Source organism: Orbus sasakiae (genome assembly GCF_039542345.1).
Classification (GTDB): Bacteria; Pseudomonadota; Gammaproteobacteria; order Enterobacterales; family Orbaceae; genus Orbus; species Orbus sasakiae.
This window is the reverse complement of record NZ_BAABHY010000008.1, coordinates 1-21,727: the sequence shown is the minus strand read 5'-3', so window position 1 is coordinate 21,727 and position 21,727 is coordinate 1. Positions and strand designations below refer to the sequence as shown.

At 40.7% G+C, this 21,727-nt stretch carries 15 protein-coding genes and 1 pseudogene; all 16 read left to right on the top strand.

Annotation, left to right across the window (positions count from 1 at the left end):
* A partial coding sequence (locus tag ABEA36_RS12190) for a DUF2345 domain-containing protein (protein WP_345492581.1) occupies positions 1-745 on the top strand: 745 nt, incomplete at its 5' end.
* Positions 742-1,698, top strand: coding sequence for a DUF4123 domain-containing protein (locus ABEA36_RS12185; protein ID WP_345492579.1), 957 nt, complete (start codon positions 742-744; stop codon positions 1,696-1,698). The genes ABEA36_RS12190 and ABEA36_RS12185, both read left to right, overlap by 4 nt.
* Positions 1,691-5,176, top strand: a complete 3,486-nt coding sequence (locus ABEA36_RS12180) for a T6SS effector BTH_I2691 family protein (protein ID WP_345492577.1) — start codon at positions 1,691-1,693, stop codon at positions 5,174-5,176. The genes ABEA36_RS12185 and ABEA36_RS12180 overlap by 8 nt, the downstream gene beginning before the upstream one ends.
* Positions 5,177-5,187: 11 nt before the next feature.
* Complete coding sequence (locus tag ABEA36_RS12175; RefSeq protein ID WP_345492575.1) at positions 5,188-5,778, top strand: hypothetical protein; 591 nt, start codon at positions 5,188-5,190, stop codon at positions 5,776-5,778.
* 16 nt (positions 5,779-5,794) lie between these two features.
* Complete coding sequence (locus ABEA36_RS12170) at positions 5,795-6,388, top strand: hypothetical protein (RefSeq protein WP_345492573.1); 594 nt, start codon at positions 5,795-5,797, stop codon at positions 6,386-6,388.
* A gap of 6 nt (positions 6,389-6,394) precedes the next feature.
* Positions 6,395-7,321 carry a putative type VI secretion system effector gene (locus ABEA36_RS12165; RefSeq protein WP_345492571.1) on the top strand — a complete coding sequence of 309 codons (927 nt, stop codon included), beginning with the start codon at positions 6,395-6,397 and terminating at the stop codon, positions 7,319-7,321.
* Between the two features lie 26 nt (positions 7,322-7,347).
* A complete protein-coding gene (locus ABEA36_RS12160) occupies positions 7,348-7,614 on the top strand; it encodes a PAAR domain-containing protein (RefSeq protein ID WP_345492569.1) in 267 nt (88 codons plus the stop codon).
* A gap of 4 nt (positions 7,615-7,618) precedes the next feature.
* On the top strand, positions 7,619-8,743 hold the full coding sequence (locus tag ABEA36_RS12155; protein WP_345492567.1) for a hypothetical protein: 1,125 nt from the start codon (positions 7,619-7,621) through the stop codon (positions 8,741-8,743).
* Positions 8,744-8,752: 9 nt separating this feature from the next.
* A complete protein-coding gene (locus tag ABEA36_RS12150) occupies positions 8,753-12,163 on the top strand; it encodes an ImcF-related family protein (RefSeq protein ID WP_345492565.1) in 3,411 nt (1,136 codons plus the stop codon).
* 95 nt (positions 12,164-12,258) lie between these two features.
* Positions 12,259-13,866: a type VI secretion system protein TssA gene (tssA, locus tag ABEA36_RS12145; protein ID WP_345492563.1), complete on the top strand. Its 1,608-nt coding sequence runs from the start codon at positions 12,259-12,261 to the stop codon at positions 13,864-13,866.
* A 43-nt stretch (positions 13,867-13,909) separates the two neighbouring features.
* Positions 13,910-15,673 (top strand): type VI secretion system baseplate subunit TssF, encoded by a 1,764-nt coding sequence (tssF, locus tag ABEA36_RS12140; protein WP_345492561.1) that lies wholly within the window; start codon positions 13,910-13,912, stop codon positions 15,671-15,673.
* The gene (gene tssG, locus ABEA36_RS12135) at positions 15,637-16,662 is read left to right on the top strand and encodes a type VI secretion system baseplate subunit TssG (protein WP_345492559.1); all 1,026 of its coding nucleotides are present in this window, start codon (positions 15,637-15,639) and stop codon (positions 16,660-16,662) included. The genes tssF and tssG overlap by 37 nt, the downstream gene beginning before the upstream one ends.
* Positions 16,663-16,758: 96 nt before the next feature.
* Entirely contained in the window at positions 16,759-17,277 is a 519-nt protein-coding gene (tssJ, locus tag ABEA36_RS12130) for a type VI secretion system lipoprotein TssJ (RefSeq protein ID WP_345492557.1), read from the top strand.
* 1 nt (position 17,278) lies between these two features.
* Positions 17,279-17,707, top strand: a complete 429-nt coding sequence (gene tssE, locus ABEA36_RS12125; protein WP_345492555.1) for a type VI secretion system baseplate subunit TssE — start codon at positions 17,279-17,281, stop codon at positions 17,705-17,707.
* 94 nt (positions 17,708-17,801) lie between these two features.
* Positions 17,802-20,186 carry a type VI secretion system Vgr family protein gene (locus tag ABEA36_RS12120; RefSeq protein ID WP_345492553.1) on the top strand — a complete coding sequence of 795 codons (2,385 nt, stop codon included), beginning with the start codon at positions 17,802-17,804 and terminating at the stop codon, positions 20,184-20,186.
* Between the two features lie 20 nt (positions 20,187-20,206).
* Positions 20,207-21,727, top strand: a pseudogene (locus ABEA36_RS12115) (hypothetical protein); the annotation flags it as partial.

The following is a 21,727-nucleotide window of genomic DNA, read 5'->3' as shown; positions in this document are numbered from 1 at the left end:
ACGCACCGATGAGTGGGGCGCGATTGCGGCCAACAAAGGGCTATACTTAACTGCCCAAACTGAGCCGAAAGCACAGGGTCAGCAGCTCGACATGCAAGGGGCTATTACCCAGCTTGAAAATGCATTATCGATTGCCAAGGCATTACAAAATGCGGCCAATAATGCCCAGGCGCATCCGGCTGATACCGATTCACAGCAGCAACTCAAAGATGCACTAACGCAGTTAACCCAATCGGGCATACTAGCGTATGCACCAGAGGGCATTGCGTTAACCAGTGATGAGACGATTCAGTTGTCATCCAATCATACCTTAACCACCACCTCAGCCGGTAACACTGACATTAACAGTGCTAAAAACCTGACACTGGCCGCCAGTGATGCGGTGAGTGTATTTGCTCATTCACAAGGTATGAAGCTGTTTGCTAACCAAGGTAAGGTTGAGATTCAGGCACAAAATGCCGCCATGGATATTGCTGCCAAGCAAGATATGACCATTGATAGTGTTGATGGCCAAGTATCATTATCGGCAAATAATGAAATGGTACTGGCGTGCGGGGGATCGTATATTAAGCTCTCAAGTGCGGGTATCGAAATTGGCTCATCGGCTAACGTCTCATTAAAATGTACCGCCATGCAAAAAATGGAACCGGCAACAAAAAATGCTTCAAGTTCATTGCCGGGGCTTTGTGATGGAGCGGTTGCGGAAGCTGAAAATGCACAGCAAGCAAATGTGAGACTAAAATGACATTTGATTATTCAGAAAATATGAGAAATGAACAGTTAAATATGATTTTATCAACACTACGAGCGATAAATGATAACAGTGCTGTTGATATGGCTTTTTATTTACTTTATCATCCGCAAGCGGGAAGTGAAATAAATGATGTGGTGGCTGCTTGGCAAGCCCACCAACCCTATTATCCAATTAAGTATTCTCAATATACAACTGAATACACTCCTGCGATTATTCAGTTTGATTTAAACAACGTAGATCATCAAAAAATATTATCCGATAGTGTGCACCAAGCATTATTGGAAATTGAACCGAATAAACTTAGTCAATTTAATCCTAGAAAAATTTATGGTTGGCTATGGTCTTCCCTACCAGCAGAACAATTAGCAAAGCAAATTGGTTATATTGCAATTCAATCAAGAGGTCAGCATCAAGAACTGATTCGTTATTTTGATTCTGCAATTTTTCCTGCTTTTATGTCAATATTAAACGGCAATCAGCAAGATAAAGTTTTACGGCCTGTTTCAGATTGGTATTATCTAGATGGGGATGGGCAACTACAACATAAACACAATCGCCAGATGATCCGAAAACATATTACGCCTGATCTTGCTCTATCTAATGAACAATGGTCAATGATTGATGATATTGTTATTCACAATCAAATTTTAATTCGCTATCGCGAACAAAAATTAACGGAAAAGCGGTTGACTGAAAATGAGTGTAATAAAATACTGACGACAGTATTGATTCAAGCCAAAGCTGCAGGATATACGGATTTTAAAGATCTTGTTGAATACGGCTATTACTCAATGAGTGTACACCCAAATATTATGTTACATGAGAAAATAATTAAAATAAAAATGACCAATCAAACAGAACAACTCAAAACAAGTTTAGCAAAATTGTCTGAGCAAGATTGGCAAATGATGAAACAACAAGTAGAAGGAATAAACAATGACTGAAAAATGTACACACTGTACACCACCAAAAGGTTTACCTATTTTACCTGTTCGCTATATTTTAGCACCTAAAGCAAAAGGTGATAAAACACTTTTGCCAACATGGGCTCAGTCATCACAAACCAATATATTCAAAACTAAATTAAGTGATCAAAGTCAGCTAGCATTAAGAGTAATGAATAAAGGTTACTTATACGTTTTATTACAAACAGCACCATTTGAAGATATTATTTGGCAAGTCTATTCGGTCGATGAAAATGGTGGTTTTTGGCGTCAATCCAATTGCACGACGCATGGTCCAGCAAGTATTAAAGAAGATAGTAAATTAATTGGATGTACAGCAAATACTCATCAATCATCCGATGTCGCCTACATTACCATTGAACAGCCAGAGAAATACCAAACGGCTTGGCTTGCCTTTAGCCCATTTAAATGGACAAAGGATATTTGTCAACAATATGCTGATTTGAGCAATGATGGTTTATCGATTCGTAATCAAAGAATGCAAAAAATTGAGCCTGCGCAATGGGTAAAAAAACAGACTGAAAAAGACGGTATTGCAAAAGCGACAGATGATAATATTCATCAAGTATTAGGTTATCAAACACCAATGCAAGATGATGATTACCGATATGAAAAGATGGCTTTTTTTGATCTTGAAAAGGCTCAGCAGGTGACAGATAAAGGCCCATTATCCAGTAGTGATAAAGAGCAAGTTTTTTTAGTCGATATGGATAAATTTCGCACACGATCGACACATCAAGCATGGAATGCAGCTGCATTCATAACAACCGGTAATATCTCATTGTCAACAAAGATGCAAAGTAATCAAAGCACAGATGATCATGTGCCAATGATGGTTGCTTTATGGGATTCCGTCAGCATGGTCGAAGAGTTACAATTTTGGATCAACCATGCTTATGCCAATATATTAAAAGTACAAGATGAGCGTGAACGGGAAATTGGTTTGGTACAATGGCACTTAGCCATTAAAAACTCAATCGAAAGTGGCCAAGCAACAGGGTTTATTAAACAGTTAGATGAAAAATATGCACAACACGCAAGACTCCAATCAGGGGATTTGGTTGGTTATTTTTTGAACACACAATCGCCAATCGGAAGCATTACAGCAGGAACAAGCCGTGTAGTCGGCCATGCTATGATTGCTAATAACCTTTTTCCTTCTGATAAGCAAAAAGCAACTAACGCGTTGTTCAAAAGCATGAAATCCCATGTTGAGCAAGCTATTCAAGACAAACTTATTACCGATGATGATATCAACACGCCAATATATAATGAACAAGCCTTTATTACGGTAAAAGATTCATCAATAAAAAACTTACAATATGAGGCGGCATATTTATATCAATGGACGATGCGTAATACTATTGGTGGCGAAGCAATACTTGATGCGCAACAAGAAACACTGTTTATGCCTATTTTTAAACTGGAAACAATTGCTGAAAATCAAGCCGAATCACTTAAGCAACAATTTGGTATTTTTAAGCAGCAAATGATAAACAAAGTGAACGCCGATCGGCCATTAATCGAAGCCAAAAAAGCTGAAAGTATTGAACGTGAATGGCAAAAATATGAAAGCCAAATTGATCAAGACCGTGTCAAGCAGTTTAAACAAAACTATGCCAAATTTGATGAAGCAGCCAATGCTTATGTTATGCTATTAATTCATGATTTAATACAGTGTGTTGATGCAAGAGAGCAAAAACAGCAACACCCATTTTACTGGGGCAATCACGAGTATCTTAAATGTTCAACCAATTATGCTAATTTTATCAATGAACTGATTTTAACGTTGGTGAATGAAATTAAAGCCATTGAAACAATCAATAATTTAGCAGAGCAAATTAGCACAGCAGGTCAACAAGCGGGCATTAATGAACTGTTTAACAATAATGAAATCACATTAATCACTAACGCAAGGGAGCCCAAAACTGCTTATTTGTATCAGCTGATTGAACAACCAGAGTTAGATATCACCAATATTTTTTGGGATTCAATTGTTGCTACTCATGATTTAACAGAGAGTGAGCAGGCAAAATGTTTAGATTTTATTGCAATGTCTGTAAAGGGAGTAGATACTTTAATTGATGAGACTGTTAGAGAAGAAATTATTCAATATTTTGAACAACATTTTCAGTTCCCAAATCAAGTTCAACCTATAGATAGCCTAACCAATATTGTCAATATTCCTGATGAGGTTAAAGCAGCATTGGATGGCGGCAAGCTTGATATCCTTGTGGATAGTGCATTAGATGTGCCAGGGCAAATCAATGATGTACTCGATAGCGGTGCTTGGCACAGCGCTGCATTGCCGTTTAAACAAGGTCTATCAATGCTATCGGGTCATTTTATGGCGTTGGTGCACTATTTAAAATCAACGAATACCAATTTTAACTCTCGGTATGCCACAACATTAATCGTTGCCATCAGTCAGGGGATTGGTGTGCCACCAAATTATTTGCGTACCACCCTTAAATGTTTTGCTGAGTTTGAACGTAAAATTTTAACTGGGCTAACGCGCAGCAGTCGGTATATTATCAACCTATTAACAACCAGTTATCAACGCTTAGCTCTGCGCATTAACCAGATTGTCAGTGCAGAAAATGTTCAACCCCAAATTGCCCAATATTTATTAGGCTTTCAGTTGATGTCATTGTACAAATTAGGCGCAAAAATGATCAGCAGTGACGAAGTTGAAGGCAATGATATATTAACCGGCATATCGGGTTTGATGGCCGCGGCCACGCTGGCTTTTAAAGCATGTCAACCGGTCAAAAAGCTTGCTGATCTTAATCGCCAAATTCAAACTACCATTTGCCCACAGCAAGCGAGCACACTCAAAGATAAGCTTAAAAAAATGAAACAGTTGCATATGATGCGCATGCGCTTAGGTAACGGGATCGGCGCGATTGGTGTCGTATTAGGGATGATCCCTGCACTATCAGAGCAAAAACAATCCATCGCAGCGGCAGCCTTAAAATGGGTCAATATCACCAGCAGTTTACTGTCATCAATCGATATGATGATTCAGGCTTTTGGCCGAGAGGGGTTACAACAATTGATAAAATCTCTGGTGATTAAGTCCGCTGTTCGCGCCGCTATCATGGCAAGCGTGGGGCGAGTTGTCGGATTTTTATTGAACCCCATTGTTGGTGCACTTGTTTTTGTATTGACTATAATCGTATCCTTACTGGAAAATAACCCACTGCAACATTGGTTTGCCAGAAATCGATTTGGTATACAGTTCTATGCTAGTGATCGTTTTGCAGCTAAAAATCTGAGTATACATACAAACTTTACCTCTTATGATAATTATCAAGATGAGCTTGATGATCTTGGTGAAATTCTAAAAACCGATGAATATTTAGCCAAACAGGCCCGTGAGCAAGAAAAAATTGAGAAATTTGTTGAAGATATAAAACATGCACCTTATCCAACTCGTGCTTATATCTATTCATAAAGGAACACATTATGAAACGATTAATAATACTATGTCTTTGCCTGATTTCTTTTATGATTGAAGCCAGAGAAACAATAGAACAACAAGAACAATGGTCCATTGTCAAACAAGATAATTGGTCAAAACCTAGATATATATTAACAGTAAAACATCATGATTTTGAATTTTCATTATTATGTGCACAAGATATCCAACAGTTAATTTTTATTTTGGATATATTCAATACTCAACAACTAGATTCTTATGATTTATCTACAGATCTTCATATTAAACTGTTTAAAGAAAAAACAGAAAACATTATTTTTGGTACTATGTTTAAAAATGGTAAGGATTCGGTATCATGGACAAATAATATTTATTATTCAGGTTTTTTAAAAGGTTATAATAAAGAAAAAGCCAAGCTACTACCAATCTTAAGCCAACTATTTAAACAATTTTTAACTGCCAGCGGTGATATAACGTTTACCACGCAAGGCGAAGGGGACACCGTCTATCAAGCGACCATAAATAGCGACGGTTTACCAACTATATTTAATCATTTTGCGCAATACTGCGGCCCCGATTTTATTGAGGCTTTTGATCTTGCGATGGATGAAAAGTAATTAAGGTGAGGGACTGATGATAAAAGGACTAACAATTGTATGCTTAGCTCTGATTACTTTTGTTGCCGCAGCTGAGGATAAAGTCATTGAACAGCAAGGTAAGTGGTCAATTATAAGACAAGATAATTGGCCTACTCCAGTCTACATAATTTCTGTAGAAGAAATTGATTCTCAAATAAAATTGATGTGTATGACATCCTATAAAAGGATAATACTGAATTTTTATTATTTTAATACTAAAAATTTAGATAATGTTGTTTTATCTTCTAAATTGATGATTTTTACAAATTCTAATAATAGAAAAAATGATTTATTAGGTAAGATTTATAATTATAGTAGCAATGCGGTTAATTGGGGTATCTACTTTGATTACAATTTAAAAAATCAAAAAGGTAATAAAATAAAATCAGCAGATACATTTAGCCTAGTATTTAAACAATTTTTAACTGCCAGCGGTGATATAACATTTACCGCACAAGGCGAAGGGGACACAGTCTATCAAGCGACCATCAGTAGCGATGGTTTGCCGACTATGTTTAATCATTTTGCACAATACTGCGGCCCTGATTTTATTGAGGCCTTTGATCTTAAGATGAAAGCTAATGGATAGGATATTATGTGTTATATAAAATTTGACGGTAATGATTGTACCTATAGTTTAGATACGTTGGCACTAGAAAAAGATATTATCTTACCTAACCCAATTTTAAACCCTAAAGGTCAATTAGTTGCTGTTAAGGGACGGTTAACTAACATAAAAATGATTTCGGTTCTGGCACCCATTTCTTCTGCCTTTTATGAAAGCTATGATGAATATCGTAAAAAACAGTTTAAAGCAAAACTAGGCGCTGTGATCGGTATATTTAACTTAGGGCCAGCTGCCGCTAGTGCTTCGCTTGATAGACCGCGCGGTTCGCTTGAGATGTGTGTATTTATTCAAGCTCAATTAGATGGACAGCCTATCGAGGGCTGGATTGGTTATGGCCAATTTCATGAAAATGATGAAGTGAAGGTTGTGGTTGATAAATCTTATGCCGAACATTGGCAAGTGTATGCTATTGCTCGTCCAAAAGATCATGTTATCTCAATATTACCTCGCTGTGATCAAGGTAAAAAGCCTTTTATTAAATTTTCATGGGGACTTTATTTAAAAATCTATGTTCCTTGTATATTTGCATTAGCATCTTTTATGTTTATGTTTATTTGGATGGTGACTAACTTACCCGAAGCTGTTGTCGGTGCGATTGCCATTTTATTATTTTTTCAAATTGCAGTCGCATTTGTTGGTCGAAGTTTATATGTTGAAGGTAAAAATAGTTATGTTCCTTTAGCAGAAAAAATATTTGCAGCTTTAGGCTGGCCAAATATTTCATCAATCAGTCTGCCTAATATGAATAAAAAACATGTTCGCAAACTTATTCAACAAGGTGAATACCGAAATTGGGATGAAAAAAAAGATACAGGAACTAAACCAACACCAACATGTAATTACTTATCGGGTTTTTTCTACTACGATAAAGAATTAGATGGTAAAACAGAATAATAAAAATTATCAATAAGGAATAAACAATGAGAAGAAACGTCGTTAGACTAGGGGATCCAACTACCCATGGTGGTAGTGTTATTACAGCTTCTTCAACCAGCATTGTAGAAGGTAAACCTGTCGCATTAATTGGCGATTTAGTCAGTTGCCCAAGAAAAGGTCATGGAGTTAATAAAATTATAGAAGGTTCAAAAACCTGTTATTCAGATGGTAAGCAAGTTGTTATTGATTATGCGGTATGTGAATGCGGTTGTCAGGTGCTTTCGACGATAAAATCAGCAGAAATGGAATAACATAATGCCTTGGCCAAAACCCGAAATTACGTTAATTAATCCACCTTTAAAGCCTAAGCGTTTGGTCTGGATTGCGGTATTTGCTGTTTTACTTATCATCACAGGTACGCTACTCATTTTGATGTGGAGTGATAACCGCTATTTTAGCGCGGTCTCATTTTGGGTCATGTTAATTTTAGTGCCAGCGGTGATCGGCAGTATTGCATTAAGTCTTCGTTTTTACCAATATGGTATTGCACAAGAACGCTTTGAAATTTGGCAACAAGAACAAGCGCGAATTGAAGATAACTGGCAAGACTGGGCGATGCGTTCTGTGCGAGTAATGGGCAGTTATTGGATTACGCCGAATGAATTGACGGCTGCAAGTATTATTTTTGATCTTAAAAATTTACCGGTACAAATTGAAAAAGTCTTAGCTTTTGAAAATGATGAGCAGGATGATGAGCCTTATTTTGAAGACCTATTTTATAGTATGGCCCAATCCATTAATCAGTTACCCAATTGTCAAAAGATAGCCATAACCGTTTATTCTTCCCCTGAATCTTATGCTTATTTGGATGATACTATCGCAGTTGTCTCTAGACGTTGTCAAATTAAGCCGCGTTATACGTTTAAACAACAGATATCACAACATGTGGCGCTTAATGACATTATACAGTTAATCGACAATCCCTCAGATGAGCCACATTTACTGATTATGAATAATTTACGCTCGCATGGTTCGGCCTTTTTAGGGGCGATATTAATTGTCGATGAACAGCTACTCGATCCTGATCTGTCGCAAATGGTTGAATCACATTTATTGCGTCCCATGGTGACGGACGATATTACCGATGGAATTCATCAAATGGTTGAAATGCAACCCGCATTATCGGGCGTAACACAGCTTTGGTGCGCCAATTTAGATAAAGAACACGAAATTGAAATAGCAAAGCAATTGGCTGAACATAACATTTCACCTAAAGCGATTCACTTTTTAGATAGCATAGCCGGTCAGCAAACAGATTTAGCACATTGGTCATTATTGGCCTTAGGTAATCAGTTAGTCAAGCAAACGAATGAATCACTATTGCTCGCTTCAAAAAGTAACGGACAGTTCCTTTTTTCTGTGTTGACAAAAAAGGTTTAGGAAAAACAGATGAAAAATAAATGGAAGATATTAGGGTTAATATTTATTATTTTGTTGTGTGCTTTGCTATTTGCCGGGGGGTTATTCCTATGGGGAGATTGGCTTGGTTATTCAACATTGGGTCAAAAAGTGGCAATTTGGGTACAAGGCATGTTGTTACTTTTTGCGTTACTATTAACGCCAATCATTATTACCAATAGCCGAAGGATTTGGGCAAAAGATAAAGCGGTTAATGAGTCACTCTATCCCAGCGAACGAAAAAAAGCCCTAAAACCAGAGCCATTTGCTGAGTTTGTTGAGATTAAAAAACATGGGGTATTGCATCAAGGACTTTTTTGGCGACGAAAAACACGCAAATGTTTGGTATTAGGAAAACCGTCTGATACAGAGCAATTATTACCTAACTTGACCACTGAACGCTGGCAGCTTAGTGATAAAACATTGATGATCTATGGTGGTGACGTACTTGAAGATGTTAAAACAGATTGGTTAAAAGCATTAAAGAAACACTTAGGACGGATTATTGGACTACGTCGTAAACCCCTCGATGCGATCATTTGGTTGTTGTCTGATAACTACTTAGAACTTAATCGTACTGGACAAGCAAGACTTGAAAAAGCGCTATTACATATGCAAGCGCGTAATCAAGCATTAAGTTGGCAAGCGCCCATTTATTTGGTGAATACACAAACATGCCAATGGTCACAAGCCGGCCGTATTGAACAAAGTGTTGGTGCACTGTTACCACAACTCAACATTAATAATATTACAACGATTGATGCATTGCTGGAGAATTTGGCCAGCAAATGTTGTGAAAAAGGCATGCAGCAAGTCACGGTGGATAATCGTTATGCCTTTCTATTGCAATTAAGCCAAAATATCGTTAAGCAAGATAAAACACGTATAAAACAGTGGCTCGCCAAATGGTTATCTTTGCCAAAAGTGAACGCACCAAGAGGATTATTCTTTGCACCATTAACATCACATGATGCAGAAAGTGGTGATGCCGTTTATTTACCCGAACACTATTTAACGATGACGCCAACTTGGCAAACGATTAGTCAAGATGCCGCCAAACAACGTGGTCGACGTATGGGCGTTGCATGGGAAACATTACTGTGTTCTGTCGTTCTATTATTAACGGGTATTATGGGACTCGGGATTATTACCTCGTACACGCAAAATCGACAGTTAATTGACCAGAGTTCACACTTGGTTGCTCAGCTTGATGAGGCCAGTTCGCAAAGTTATGCCAAGCAGTTGCAAGCACAATATGCACTGCAATTACAAATGGATCAGTTAATTTACCGTCAGCAACAAGGTACGCCAATTCGTTACCGATTTGGTTTAAATCATAATAACAGCCTGCTTGATGCGCTTTGGCCACATTACTTAACCGCGAATGATCATAATATCGCGCAGCCTTTTTTAGCTTGGCAAACCGCTAACCTGACTCGATTAACCACAATGTCGCCAAGTGACCCAAATCGCGTTAAAGCAATTAATACCAGTTATGATGTTTTAAAATCGTATTTAATGTTGGGGACACCCGAAAAAACCGACGGACTTTATTTACGTGATTTTGCCACGCGGACATGGCAAGCCCCCAATACGATTGAAGTCAGTGAGTGGCAAAAACTGATGCCTGAATTGGTGATGTTCTGGGGCAATGCGATTCATCAACGCCCCGAAATTGCCGTACAATCATCAAAGCAACTGATCAAAGATGTCCGCCAGATTTTGATTAACCAAATTGGTGTACAAAATGCTGAAAATACCATTTATCAAGCCATTTTACTGCGAGCGAGTCAAAATTATGCCAATTTAACCTTAGCAGCATTATTAGGTGATATTGATGGTCGTATGTTATTCACTTCTAACGACGAGATATCGGGGATTTTTACTCGTAAAGCATGGGACGATTTCATTAAAAAAGAGATCGCCAGCGCAGCAAAATCACGTCAAGAACAGATTGACTGGGTACTCAGTGATGGCGCTCAAGTGATGACATCAAGTATTTCGCCTGATGTATTGCGCGAACATTTAACGGAACGTTATTTCAATGATTATGGTGCGGCTTGGTTGCAGTTTTTAAATAACATTCAATGGCGCCAAGCCGATAACGTTGCGGATGTGATTGAGCAACTCACCTTAATGTCGGATGTGCGTCAGTCGCCGATGATAGCGTTAATGAATGTGGTGAAATATCAGGCTGAAGTGGCTTACACCGGTGGCGGGTTATCGGATAACCTTATCCGATCTGCACAAGAACTGATTCGTGATAAAAATCCGACCAACTTAACCACCAATAATGAAGCATCAGGCCCCTTAACCCCCACGTTTGGCCCCGTGCTTAATTTAGTCAATGTTGATAACAGCAATGGTTTAAGTTTACAAACCTATTTATTGCGTGTGACGCAAGTTCGCCTAAAATTGCAAAACATTACCAGTAGTACTAACCCGCAAGCAATGGCGAAGCAACTGGCTAAAAGTGTTTTTCAAGGTACATCGGTTGATTTAACCGAAACCCGTGACTACGGTAATTTAATTGCCGCCAACTTAGGCGAAGAGTGGTCAGGTTTTGGTTATAACTTATTTAAATTACCTCTTGAGCAGGCATGGCAGGTTATTTTAACACCGGCTGCGAGCAGTTTTAATGATACTTGGCAGACACAAATTGTCTACGAATGGGAAAAGGCCTTTGCCGGGCGTTATCCGTTTAAAAAGAGTGACAATGATGCATCGTTAGCGGAATTAGCACGCTTTTTACGACCTGATGCCGGCGTTATTGATAAGTTTATTGCGAGTGAATTAGGCGGCATCCTTGAAAAACAAGGCGATAAATGGGTGATTAATAATGTGAATGCACAAGGTTTGAATTTCTCTGCCGGGTTTATTGATATGCTGAATTTGTTTAATGATTTGTCGGGGCCACTATTAAGCAGTGGTGATGCACAAATGACATTTGACTTAATGGCACGCAGTGGTGGCAACGTGATGCGCAGTGAGTTGATTATTGATAAACAAAAACTGGACTATTATAACCAAATGCCGGTTTGGCAACGCCTTACATGGCCAGGTGATGGCTATTCACCGTATGCACAGCTTAGCTTTAGCACTAATGATGCGGGATTACGACTTTATCAACATTTTTCGGGCGATTGGGCTTGGATCCGCTTACTTGAATCCGCTTCGATTAAACAAATTGACTCCAGTCGTTATGAAGTCGTGTGGCGTGTTGCTGGCGATAATAAATTAAAATATATTTTGCGTAGCCAGTCAGGGCAAGGACCGTTAGCACTCTTGCAGTTACGAAATTACACATTACCAAAACAGGTCTTTGATTTCCGTAAACGAGAAGAGTCAACCGACCAAATATTTACCCTGATTTCAGATTTAGATAGTATGGGAAAATTATAATAAACGCTAATGAATATTTATATTTTTGAGACAACGAAAACCGATTTACCATCGAGTAAATTGGTTTAAAATTAATAAATTACAACAGGATAGATATGCTCAGTCAATTGTTAAGTCGTTTTTTTAACAAACAAGATCCGCAGGTCGCCATTTCTGACCGATTAAATGAACATTGGTCTGCCTGGTTACAACCGATCAGCGTTGATAAACCTGCCGGCGATGATCTGACTTATCACGATAGCTTTCAAGAAATGAAAGAAGAAGTGGCTAAGTTATCGGGTATCGATTACACATTGATTGCAAATGAAAGCGAAACGATCATAAAAAGTCAAAGCAAAGATATTCGTGTCGCCACGTATTATTGTTTTGCGCGTTTACACCTTGATGGTGCGGAAGGATTTGCTGACGGGCTTGAATTGATTGCCGGTTTATTAGATAAATTTGGTGGGGGGCTGTACCCATCGCGCAGCCATATTCGTAAAAATGCGATTGAATGGCTGGCTAATGCCAAATTCACCGATCCGCTCAATAAATTACAACCACTACCGGAAGTTAGCCTTACCCGCATTATTGCTGCACTGAATTTAATTGATCAATGTAATCAAACCATTTTTAGCCAAGACGATCCCAATCAGCCATCTGCTGTCCCTGATTTGGACGCCTTGATTCGTTTTTTTGCCAATAGTTTAAAACAACCGGTAAAAGTACAACAATCTGAATCAGTACCTAGCACATCATCATCGGTCAGTCATACGCCTGAGCTGCGTAAAGAGGATGAGGTAGCGATTCGTTCACAACGCGATTTGCTTGAACAAGCCAGGCGCATGGCGGAGTTCTTACGTGAAAAACCAACCGGTTATTTAGCGGCAGGGCGTTTTTTACGTACGCTGCGTTGGGATACGATTAATCAATTGCCGCCAGCTGACAATCGAGGTAAGACTCGCCTGCCTGCGCCACGTAATGAACTAAAGCAAAATATCAGTCGCCTGATTATTCAGCAACAATGGAGCGAGCTGTTTGAACGTGTTGAGTCAGCCTTTATGGAAGGTGCGAATCATTTCTGGTTTGATTTACAACGCGCTGCGGTGTTGGCATTACAAAAAATGGGTGAGCCTTATCAAAGTTGGGCCGAAATTTATTTAACCGATATTGGTTTAGTGCTTGAGCGTTTAAACGGGGTCGAACGATTATCTTTTGACAACGGCACGCCTTTTGCTGACGATGATACTTTACACTGGATTGCGACGACGGCGACCATTCATCACTTGGATGAAGACACCGCATTGGCACCGATTGCGGTATCAGGTGACAACGATTGGAATGAGATCGAAAAACAGGCCTTAGAACTGGCAAATAGTGAAGGACTTGAAAAAGCGTTTGTTTGGTTACAAAACTTACCGACAATTCGTCAACCAAAACAGCATTATCTACTGCAGTATACCCAAGCGCGTATCGCTGAGCAGTCTGGTAAAAGTGATGTGGCATTAAAGTTATTGATAGGCCTGAGTGATAAACAAAATGCAATGAGTGTGTCGATGTGGGAACCCGCTTTAATGTTTGATGTAAAGCACCACTTGTTACGCTTATTAAAACAAAAAGCACAATTAAAAGAGAGTAATAAAACGCAACTTGCGGATGAGATCGATCGCTTGCAATATGAACTGATGCAAATTGATCCAGCGCGAGCGTTAACATTACTATAATTGCTCATATGATACACATATCATGACCCAATAGAGAAACAGAATGAATGACTTAATTGAACGCTATTATGAATCGGAGATGCGTTATCTGCGAGAAGCCGGTAAAGAGTTTGCTAAAATTCATCCAGACCGAGCCAGTCAGCTTAATTTGGACCGAGTGGGTGACCGTGATCCTTATGTCGAACGTTTGTTTGAGGGATTTGCCTTTTCGATGGGCCGACTGAGACAAAAGCTTGATGATGACCTGCCTGAGCTCACCGAAAGCTTAGTAAGCTTATTATGGCCACATTATTTACGTTTAATTCCGTCACTATCGATTGTTGAGTTAACGCCCGATTTAGCCACATTATCGCGTCAGGAACCCATTGCAGCCGGGCTTTTAATGCAAACTGAAGCGGTTAGCTCAACTAGCACACACTGTAAATACCGTACAACCAAGCCCATTACCTTACAGCCGATTGAAATTAGCCAAGCTAAACTGAATATCGGCGCAGACGGTCGTAGTATTGTAACGCTGCGTTTAAGTTTTGGTGAATTGGCTGATTTTGAACAGCTTGACCTTTCGTGTTTACGTCTCTATTTTAATGCTGATGGACCGATTGCCAGCCGTTTACATTATGCTTTCACCCATCAAGTGGCATCGATGCATATTCGCTATTCTACTCAAGCACAAAATCGATTAAGTTTTAATGGCAAAATCACCCCAGTTGGCTTTGCCGCACAAGATCGACTGTGGTTAAAACCGGATAATGCTTTTGCCGGATATCAGCTGCTGCTTGAATATTTCACCTTTCGTGAAAAATTCATGTTTGTTGACTTGCATGGACTGGATATTAAAGCGGTGCCTGAACATTGTCGTTATATCGATATTGAACTGGTGCTCAATGAGAGTTGGCCTTCGGATATGCCGTTTGACCATCACAATATTCGCTTACACTGCTTGCCTGTCATTAACTTATTTGATCTTGAAGCCGATCCCATTGTGGTAACGCAGCTAGAGAGTGAGTACTTATTACGGCCATTATTACGCCAAGATGGACATGTTGAAATTTATTCCGTTGAACAGGTGGAAGCCATCACTCGTGACGGGCGTTTTAGCTATGTGCCTTTTACCAGCTTTAAACATCGTGGTGGCATGTTGCGGCATGATGCGCCAGAGCGTTATTACCATACTCGTGTACGCAAAGGCGCGAGTGGTTTGCATGATACGTGGTTAGTGTTAGGCGGTAAAGTGTGGGATAAAGAAGACAGCTTAACCAATGAAACCCTGTCACTGCGTGTCACGGGAACAAATGGCATGTTACCACGTAAAGCATTGCGTAATGCACGTATCAATCAAATATGCAGTGCACAAGCTTATGTTGCTCAAGTCAAAAATTTATGTGCCTTGACCTTACCGTGCTATCCGCCAACAGAAGATCGTTTCCATTGGCGTGTGTTATCGCATTTAGCACCTAATTATTTATCATTAATGAATGCCGAAGTCTTGCGTGGCACATTAGCCCTTTATGATTGGACTGAGAATGAGTTAAATCGACGACGACTTGAAGGCATCGTTGATGTGCATCATCGTGAGGTCAAACGAATTGAGAAAGGGCTGTTGCAGCGTGGTATTGAAATTGAAGTGACCTTAAACACACATCAATTTACCGGTGAAGGGGATGTCATGTTATTTGGTGAACTGCTTCATCAATTCTTTGCACTCTATGCCGACATCAATTTATTTACAAAATTGGTCTTAGTATTATTACCAACTGGGAAAAAAGTGACATGGAACAGCAGCAAGACATCACAACCAGCACTTTGATGCAACAGCTTGAGGCACAGTTGCCAAAAATGAATTTTTATCGTTTTTGTCAGCTACTTGAGCAGATGACCGATAACGAGTTAAAAATGGGAACGGGTGAGTCACCGCTTGCCGATCCGTTGCGTTTTGCGCCCTCGCCAGAAATGAGTTTCCCAGCCAGTGAACTCAAATGCATTGAGCGTGAGCCTTATTTGGATAGACCGATTACAGTACGAACCCGTTTTTTAGGGCTATATGGCGTGGATTCGGTTCTGCCGCCAATATTACTCGATGATATTGTCCGTAAAGAGGAAGGCTATCAAGCCGTCATGGACTTTTTGGACATTTTTAACCACCGTATCATTACCCAATTTTACCGTGTCTGGCTAAAGTATCATTATCCGGCAAGCTTTATTCGTGGTGGTAATGATCCTATTTCGCGTTGTTTACTTGGGTTAACAGGATTAGGCATTGCTGGAACAAGCGAGCAAATTGGCACACCGGATTCACGCTTTTTAGCATTACTTGGACTTGTTACTCAACGTACACGTACAGCAGAAGGGATTGTTGGTGTGATTAAGGTGTTAGTACCGGACTGTGATGTTGACGTCTATGAATTTTACCCACAGTGGATGAATGTCCCTGAACGAGCAAAATTAGGCGACAACGTGACCTCATTAGGGGGGAATAGTATCCTGGGTCAACGGTTTAAAGAGTGTAATCAGACCGTCCGTGTGGTGATAAAACCTCATAATAAAGCGTTAATCGAGCAATTGTTACCTGATGGACAGCTTTATAACGATGTGATGACACTGATGCGAGCTTATCTAGGGTATCAGGCAGAAGCCAAAATGGATCTGTGTATCCCAAAAACCTTTTTACCTAAAACTCAATTGATTAAACGTGGCATACGGGCCCGTTTAGGGCAAACGGCATCCTTAATATGTGATCCATCGCCGCAGGGCAGTATCAATGTGAATTTGGGGCGTTACCAAGGGTTTGCTGCTTAAGTTGCTATATCGGTATAATGAATATTAATGAATGCAGTCTATGCTACTGCGATTTAATGAATAAGTGATCAACAGAATAATAAATAGGGAAACATGATGAAAAAACTGATAAGCATTATCGTATCACTGCTGCTTGCCACAATCTTAACCGCTTGTGGTGCCGCGCAAACCATATCAGAAGGTACTGTCTCGGTTGCTAAAGCGATTTTTGTCTGGGATGTCAAAACCGTACACCTTGATATCACAGCACGGGCAGAACTCAATACAGATGACAGCAGTAAGTCTTCTGCAGTGGTGATCAGAATGTATCAACTCAGTGATGAAAAATCCTTTGAATCTGCAACCTACCCAGATTTAGTCAGCCAAGATCAAGATGCACTAGGTGAGGCATTATTGGCAACTCACGAAATCGTCTTAAAGCCAGACACGTCTGTTTCTGTTGATAATCCATTTGATAAAAAAGCGCAATTCCTTGGTATTGTTGCACTGTTTAAAGATCCTGATTTGAAAGCCAATACATGGCGTATTTTACTCAAACGAGGCGATCTTAATATCAGTAGTCCACGGTCGATCATTGCCAATAAATTTACGATTACGTTAGTCGAAGAGGAATAAGATGGGCGCCTCAATCTACGATACGTTATTTGGTTTTTTCCAATCAGGAACGTCGGTTAATGAAACGGATGAAAAAATGCAGACGATTATCAGTGTGATGGACAATATTAGCCGCATTTTAAACAGCCGAGCCGGCGCTGTTAAACATTTGCCTGATTATGGATTGCCTGACATGTCCATGATCTACCAAGCTTTACCCACATCAGCCTATGATTTGATGCGTGCAATGCAAGTGACCTTACTGAAATATGAACCACGTTTATCGGCAGTTGAGATCGCGCTACAAGACAACGATGACAAAATGGTTTTGAGCTATGAGCTCACGTGTCATTTTAAAGAAGGGGGGCTGGTGAAATATGGCACTTACTTTACCCCAGAAGGCAAAGCGCAGATGGAATATACCCATCGTAAACGCCAGCAGTTGACATAAAATCGCGAATATTTTCGTTAAATTATTGTCGTAATAGTTAATTATAGTGTAAAAAAACAATAACTATACGAATCAGTTGAATAAGGATAGTAGGATGAAAGAGACGTTAATACAAAACAGTTCGGCATGGCTTAAAGATCAGCTTAGTAGCAATTGTTATATGCTAAATATTAATGGACTACCAGCATCGATTTCAGTTTTATCGGTGCAGGGTGACGAGCAGCTTGATAAGCCATGGCGTTATGAGGTGACGTTCACCAGTTTGGATAAGCATATTCGGGTCAGTTCTGTATTAACCCAATCAGCCTCTTTCTCCTTTAAACCACAAAGTGTCAGTGACATGCTGCGGCATATCAGCTCACTCGATACGCCGGCCATGCCTCGCACATTATACGGGGTGGTAACCGAGTTCAGTCAGTTATCGGTGAACAAAGATGAAGCGCATTATCGAGTGGTGCTTGCACCACGTTTGGCGCTGCTTGCTAACGACTGCACCAGTGCGATTTACCAAAACCAAAGTGTGGTTAGTGTGGTGGAGTCGGTGTTACGCCGCCATGGCTTTACCGGTGTGGATTACCGCTTAGAGCTTAAAGAGACCTACCCGGCAAGGGAGTTTATCACGCAGTGGCAAGAGAGTGATTTAGCCTTTGTGCAGCGCTTACTTGCTGATGTGGGAATATGGCTGCGCTTTGAAAGCCATGCCGAGCATCACTGCGATGTGTTGGTCCTGAGTGATTATGAACAAGGTCTGGCCAATGCCGGGCATATTGTGTATAAAACGCCCAGTGGCATGGGTGATAACAGCCGCCACAGTGTGTGGGATTTACAGTTAACTGGTAAAACGGTAACCCGTCAGGTGATGGTCAATGACTATAACTACCGGGATGCTGAGGCTGACCGTTATGGTTTAGTCAATACCGAGCCGAAAGACAGCACTACCGTCGGCACGGATTACCGGTATGGCGAGCACTACAAAGCCAAAGGTGATGGTGAGTCGGTTGAAAGTGGTTACTGGTATGCCACAATCCGCCACCAACAGCACATCAGTGAAAAAGTGATAATCCGGGGTAAGTGTAATGACTACCGCTTAGCGCCGGGTCAACGGATTGTGATTGACGGCAGTCCGCTTGGTGGGATTAGCGAAGGCATTCTGATTTTAAGTACGCAAAGCCACGGTGACCGCAGCGCGGCTTATGAGATGGCGTTTACCGCGATACCGTATGATGTGTTAAAGCCCTACCGACCCCAGCCGATTGACTGGCCACAAATTGGCGGCACACTGCCAGCGCGCGTCACCAGTCCGGATAATGACACCTATGGTTATATTGACACGATGGGTCGCTACCGGGTTAAGTTCGACTTTGATTTAAAAACCTGGCGCAGTGGTGAAGAGAGCTTATGGGTGAGACTGGCTAAGCCGTATGCCGGTGATACTTATGGTTTCCACTTCCCGTTGATTGATGGCACCGAAGTGGCGATAGCGTTTACTGACGGTAACCCGGACCGGCCTTATATTGCTCATGCGATGCATGACAGCACACATCCTGACCACGTGACGACGGCCAATAAACACCGCAATGTGATTCGCACGCCGGCTAACAATAAACTGCGTATGGATGACCAGCGTGGTCAAGAGCACATCAAACTGGCGACAGAGTATGGTAAAACCCAGCTTAACATGGGTCACTTGGTTGACCAAAATAAAGAAAACCGCGGCGAAGGGTTTGAGCTGCGCACCGATGAGTGGGGCGCGATTGCAGCCAACAAAGGGCTATACTTAACTGCCCAAACCGAGCCGAAAGCACAGGGTCAGCAGCTCGACATGCAAGGGGCTATCACCCAGCTTGAAAATGCATTATCGATTGCCAAGGCATTACAAAATGCGGCCAATAATGCCCAGGCGCATCCGGCTGATACCGATTCACAGCAGCAACTCAAAGATGCGCTAACGCAGTTAACCCAATCGGGCATACTGGCGTATGCACCAGAGGGCATAGCGTTAACCAGTGATGAGACGATTCAGCTATCATCCAGCAATACCTTAACCACCACCTCAGCGGGTAACACAGACATTAACAGTGCTAAAAACCTGACACTGGCCGCCAGTGATGCGGTGAGTGTATTTGCTCATTCACAAGGTATGAAGCTGTTTGCTAACCAAGGCAAGGTTGAGATTCAGGCACAAAATGCCGCCATGGATATTGCCGCTAAGCAAGATATTAAAATTGATGGGCTCGAAAATATCGATTTATCCGCCGCTAAAGAGATCACCTTAATTTGCGGTGGCTCTTATGTCAAAATCAGTGCCGAAGGGGTTGAACTGGGCTCGGGGGGGAATGTGGCGATGAAGTGTGCATCAATCCAGAAAATGGGGCCTGCAACAAATAATTTATCATCAAAAATGAAAGTGGATAATCAGGAATTGGAAAAATTATTACAGAAATACGTACAGTTTGATGCGATCAATTTTTCTGAATAATGGATAAGGAATAACGAAAAATGACAATAAAAAAAATCACCAACTTTCACTTCCCGGCAGGAAGTAAAAAACTCAGTCGAGATGCTTATTATCGTGCTCTATCTGAAGCCAATAGCGGTTTTTACCCTTTTGGTGAAAATGGGTTATGGCATGGCGGGATTCATGTCGATAATAGCGTCCTAAAGGAGATTGATCGTAATGATAATAAAATTAACTGTATGGCAAATGGTGAAGTTATCGCCTATCGCGTGAATGAGGTTTATCCTAAAATCACCTATGATGAAAATCCGCCACTGAATGTTCCTTATCGTAAAGATACTGAAGATGCGACCTATTTTTCAACCGGATTTACTTTGGTTCGACATTATTTTCAAATGCCGAAAGTAGCAGGCGAAACAGAGGCACCTCCCAGCATTACACTTTATAGCGTGTATATGCATCAGTTGGATTGGTATGGTTATCAACAAAAAATACAATCTGGTTCGGTCTCCTATCCTCATTATTGGCATCTTGAATCAGGTCGAGTGAATGCACAAACGCGCGATCGTATCAAAGGTACTGTCATTCGTGAGTCGGGTAAAGGTTCCGAATCAGTGGCATTGTTATTAAAAGATAGCAAAGTCAAATTAGGTGAACAAAAAGGCCAAACGGGTTGGTATAAAGTGCTCAGTGTCGAAAACGCCGCCGTGGTCACTGAAAACAGTGTTCAATCAACGCTTGGCACAATTACCGGTTATGTTCACCGAATAGATTTAAGTAATCCCCCTGCAAACGGTGCCGCAGCTGACGATAATACCGTTTATATCATCAAGGGTGAAGGTAATGATGAGGTTGGTAAGCGTAAAGTACCGGGGATTATTGTTTATGCTCAAGCTGACAGTAAACAAATCTTGGCTTACTTACCTAAAGAAACCCGTTTTGTTTTTGATGGACAGAAAAAGGGTTATGCAAAAATCGTTAAAGTTGATGGTGATTATATCCCTGCGGCCTTAGTTGCAAGTGAGGGAACAACTGAAGCACCTCACCAAGGTTGGGTGAAGTTAACTCATCTTGATAGTTTGACCTTCTCACCGAAGGAATTGGATAAAGTTGTGGTACTCGATGAGCCGATTGCGATGACAAGTGGTGACTTTATTGGGTACCTTGGGCATAACAATAGCCTAAACGCGCATCATCATATTCCAAAGCATTTTGCATTATCAACAATGAAACGTGTGAATGATAATGAGTTAACGCTACAGGGGCATTTTGAATTATTTACCTGTGATGATTTACCTGCATTTATTGAAAAAACGCGTTCGCTGGCAGATAAGCTCCCTGAAAGTGACAAGTCGTTAATCGTAGTGGAAAAAGCGGCACAATTAATTGCGCCATCAGCATCAGATGGCAATTTGGTTCGCTCGCAGTCGATTGCGTTTTGTGGCAATGATTTAAGCAGTGCGTATGTACAGGTTTATCTTGAATATCGACTCTCTTTGCCTGGAATGATGTTTGATAAAACAAGAGTAAGTGGTTTATTATCAGCAAGTGAGTTCAAAGAT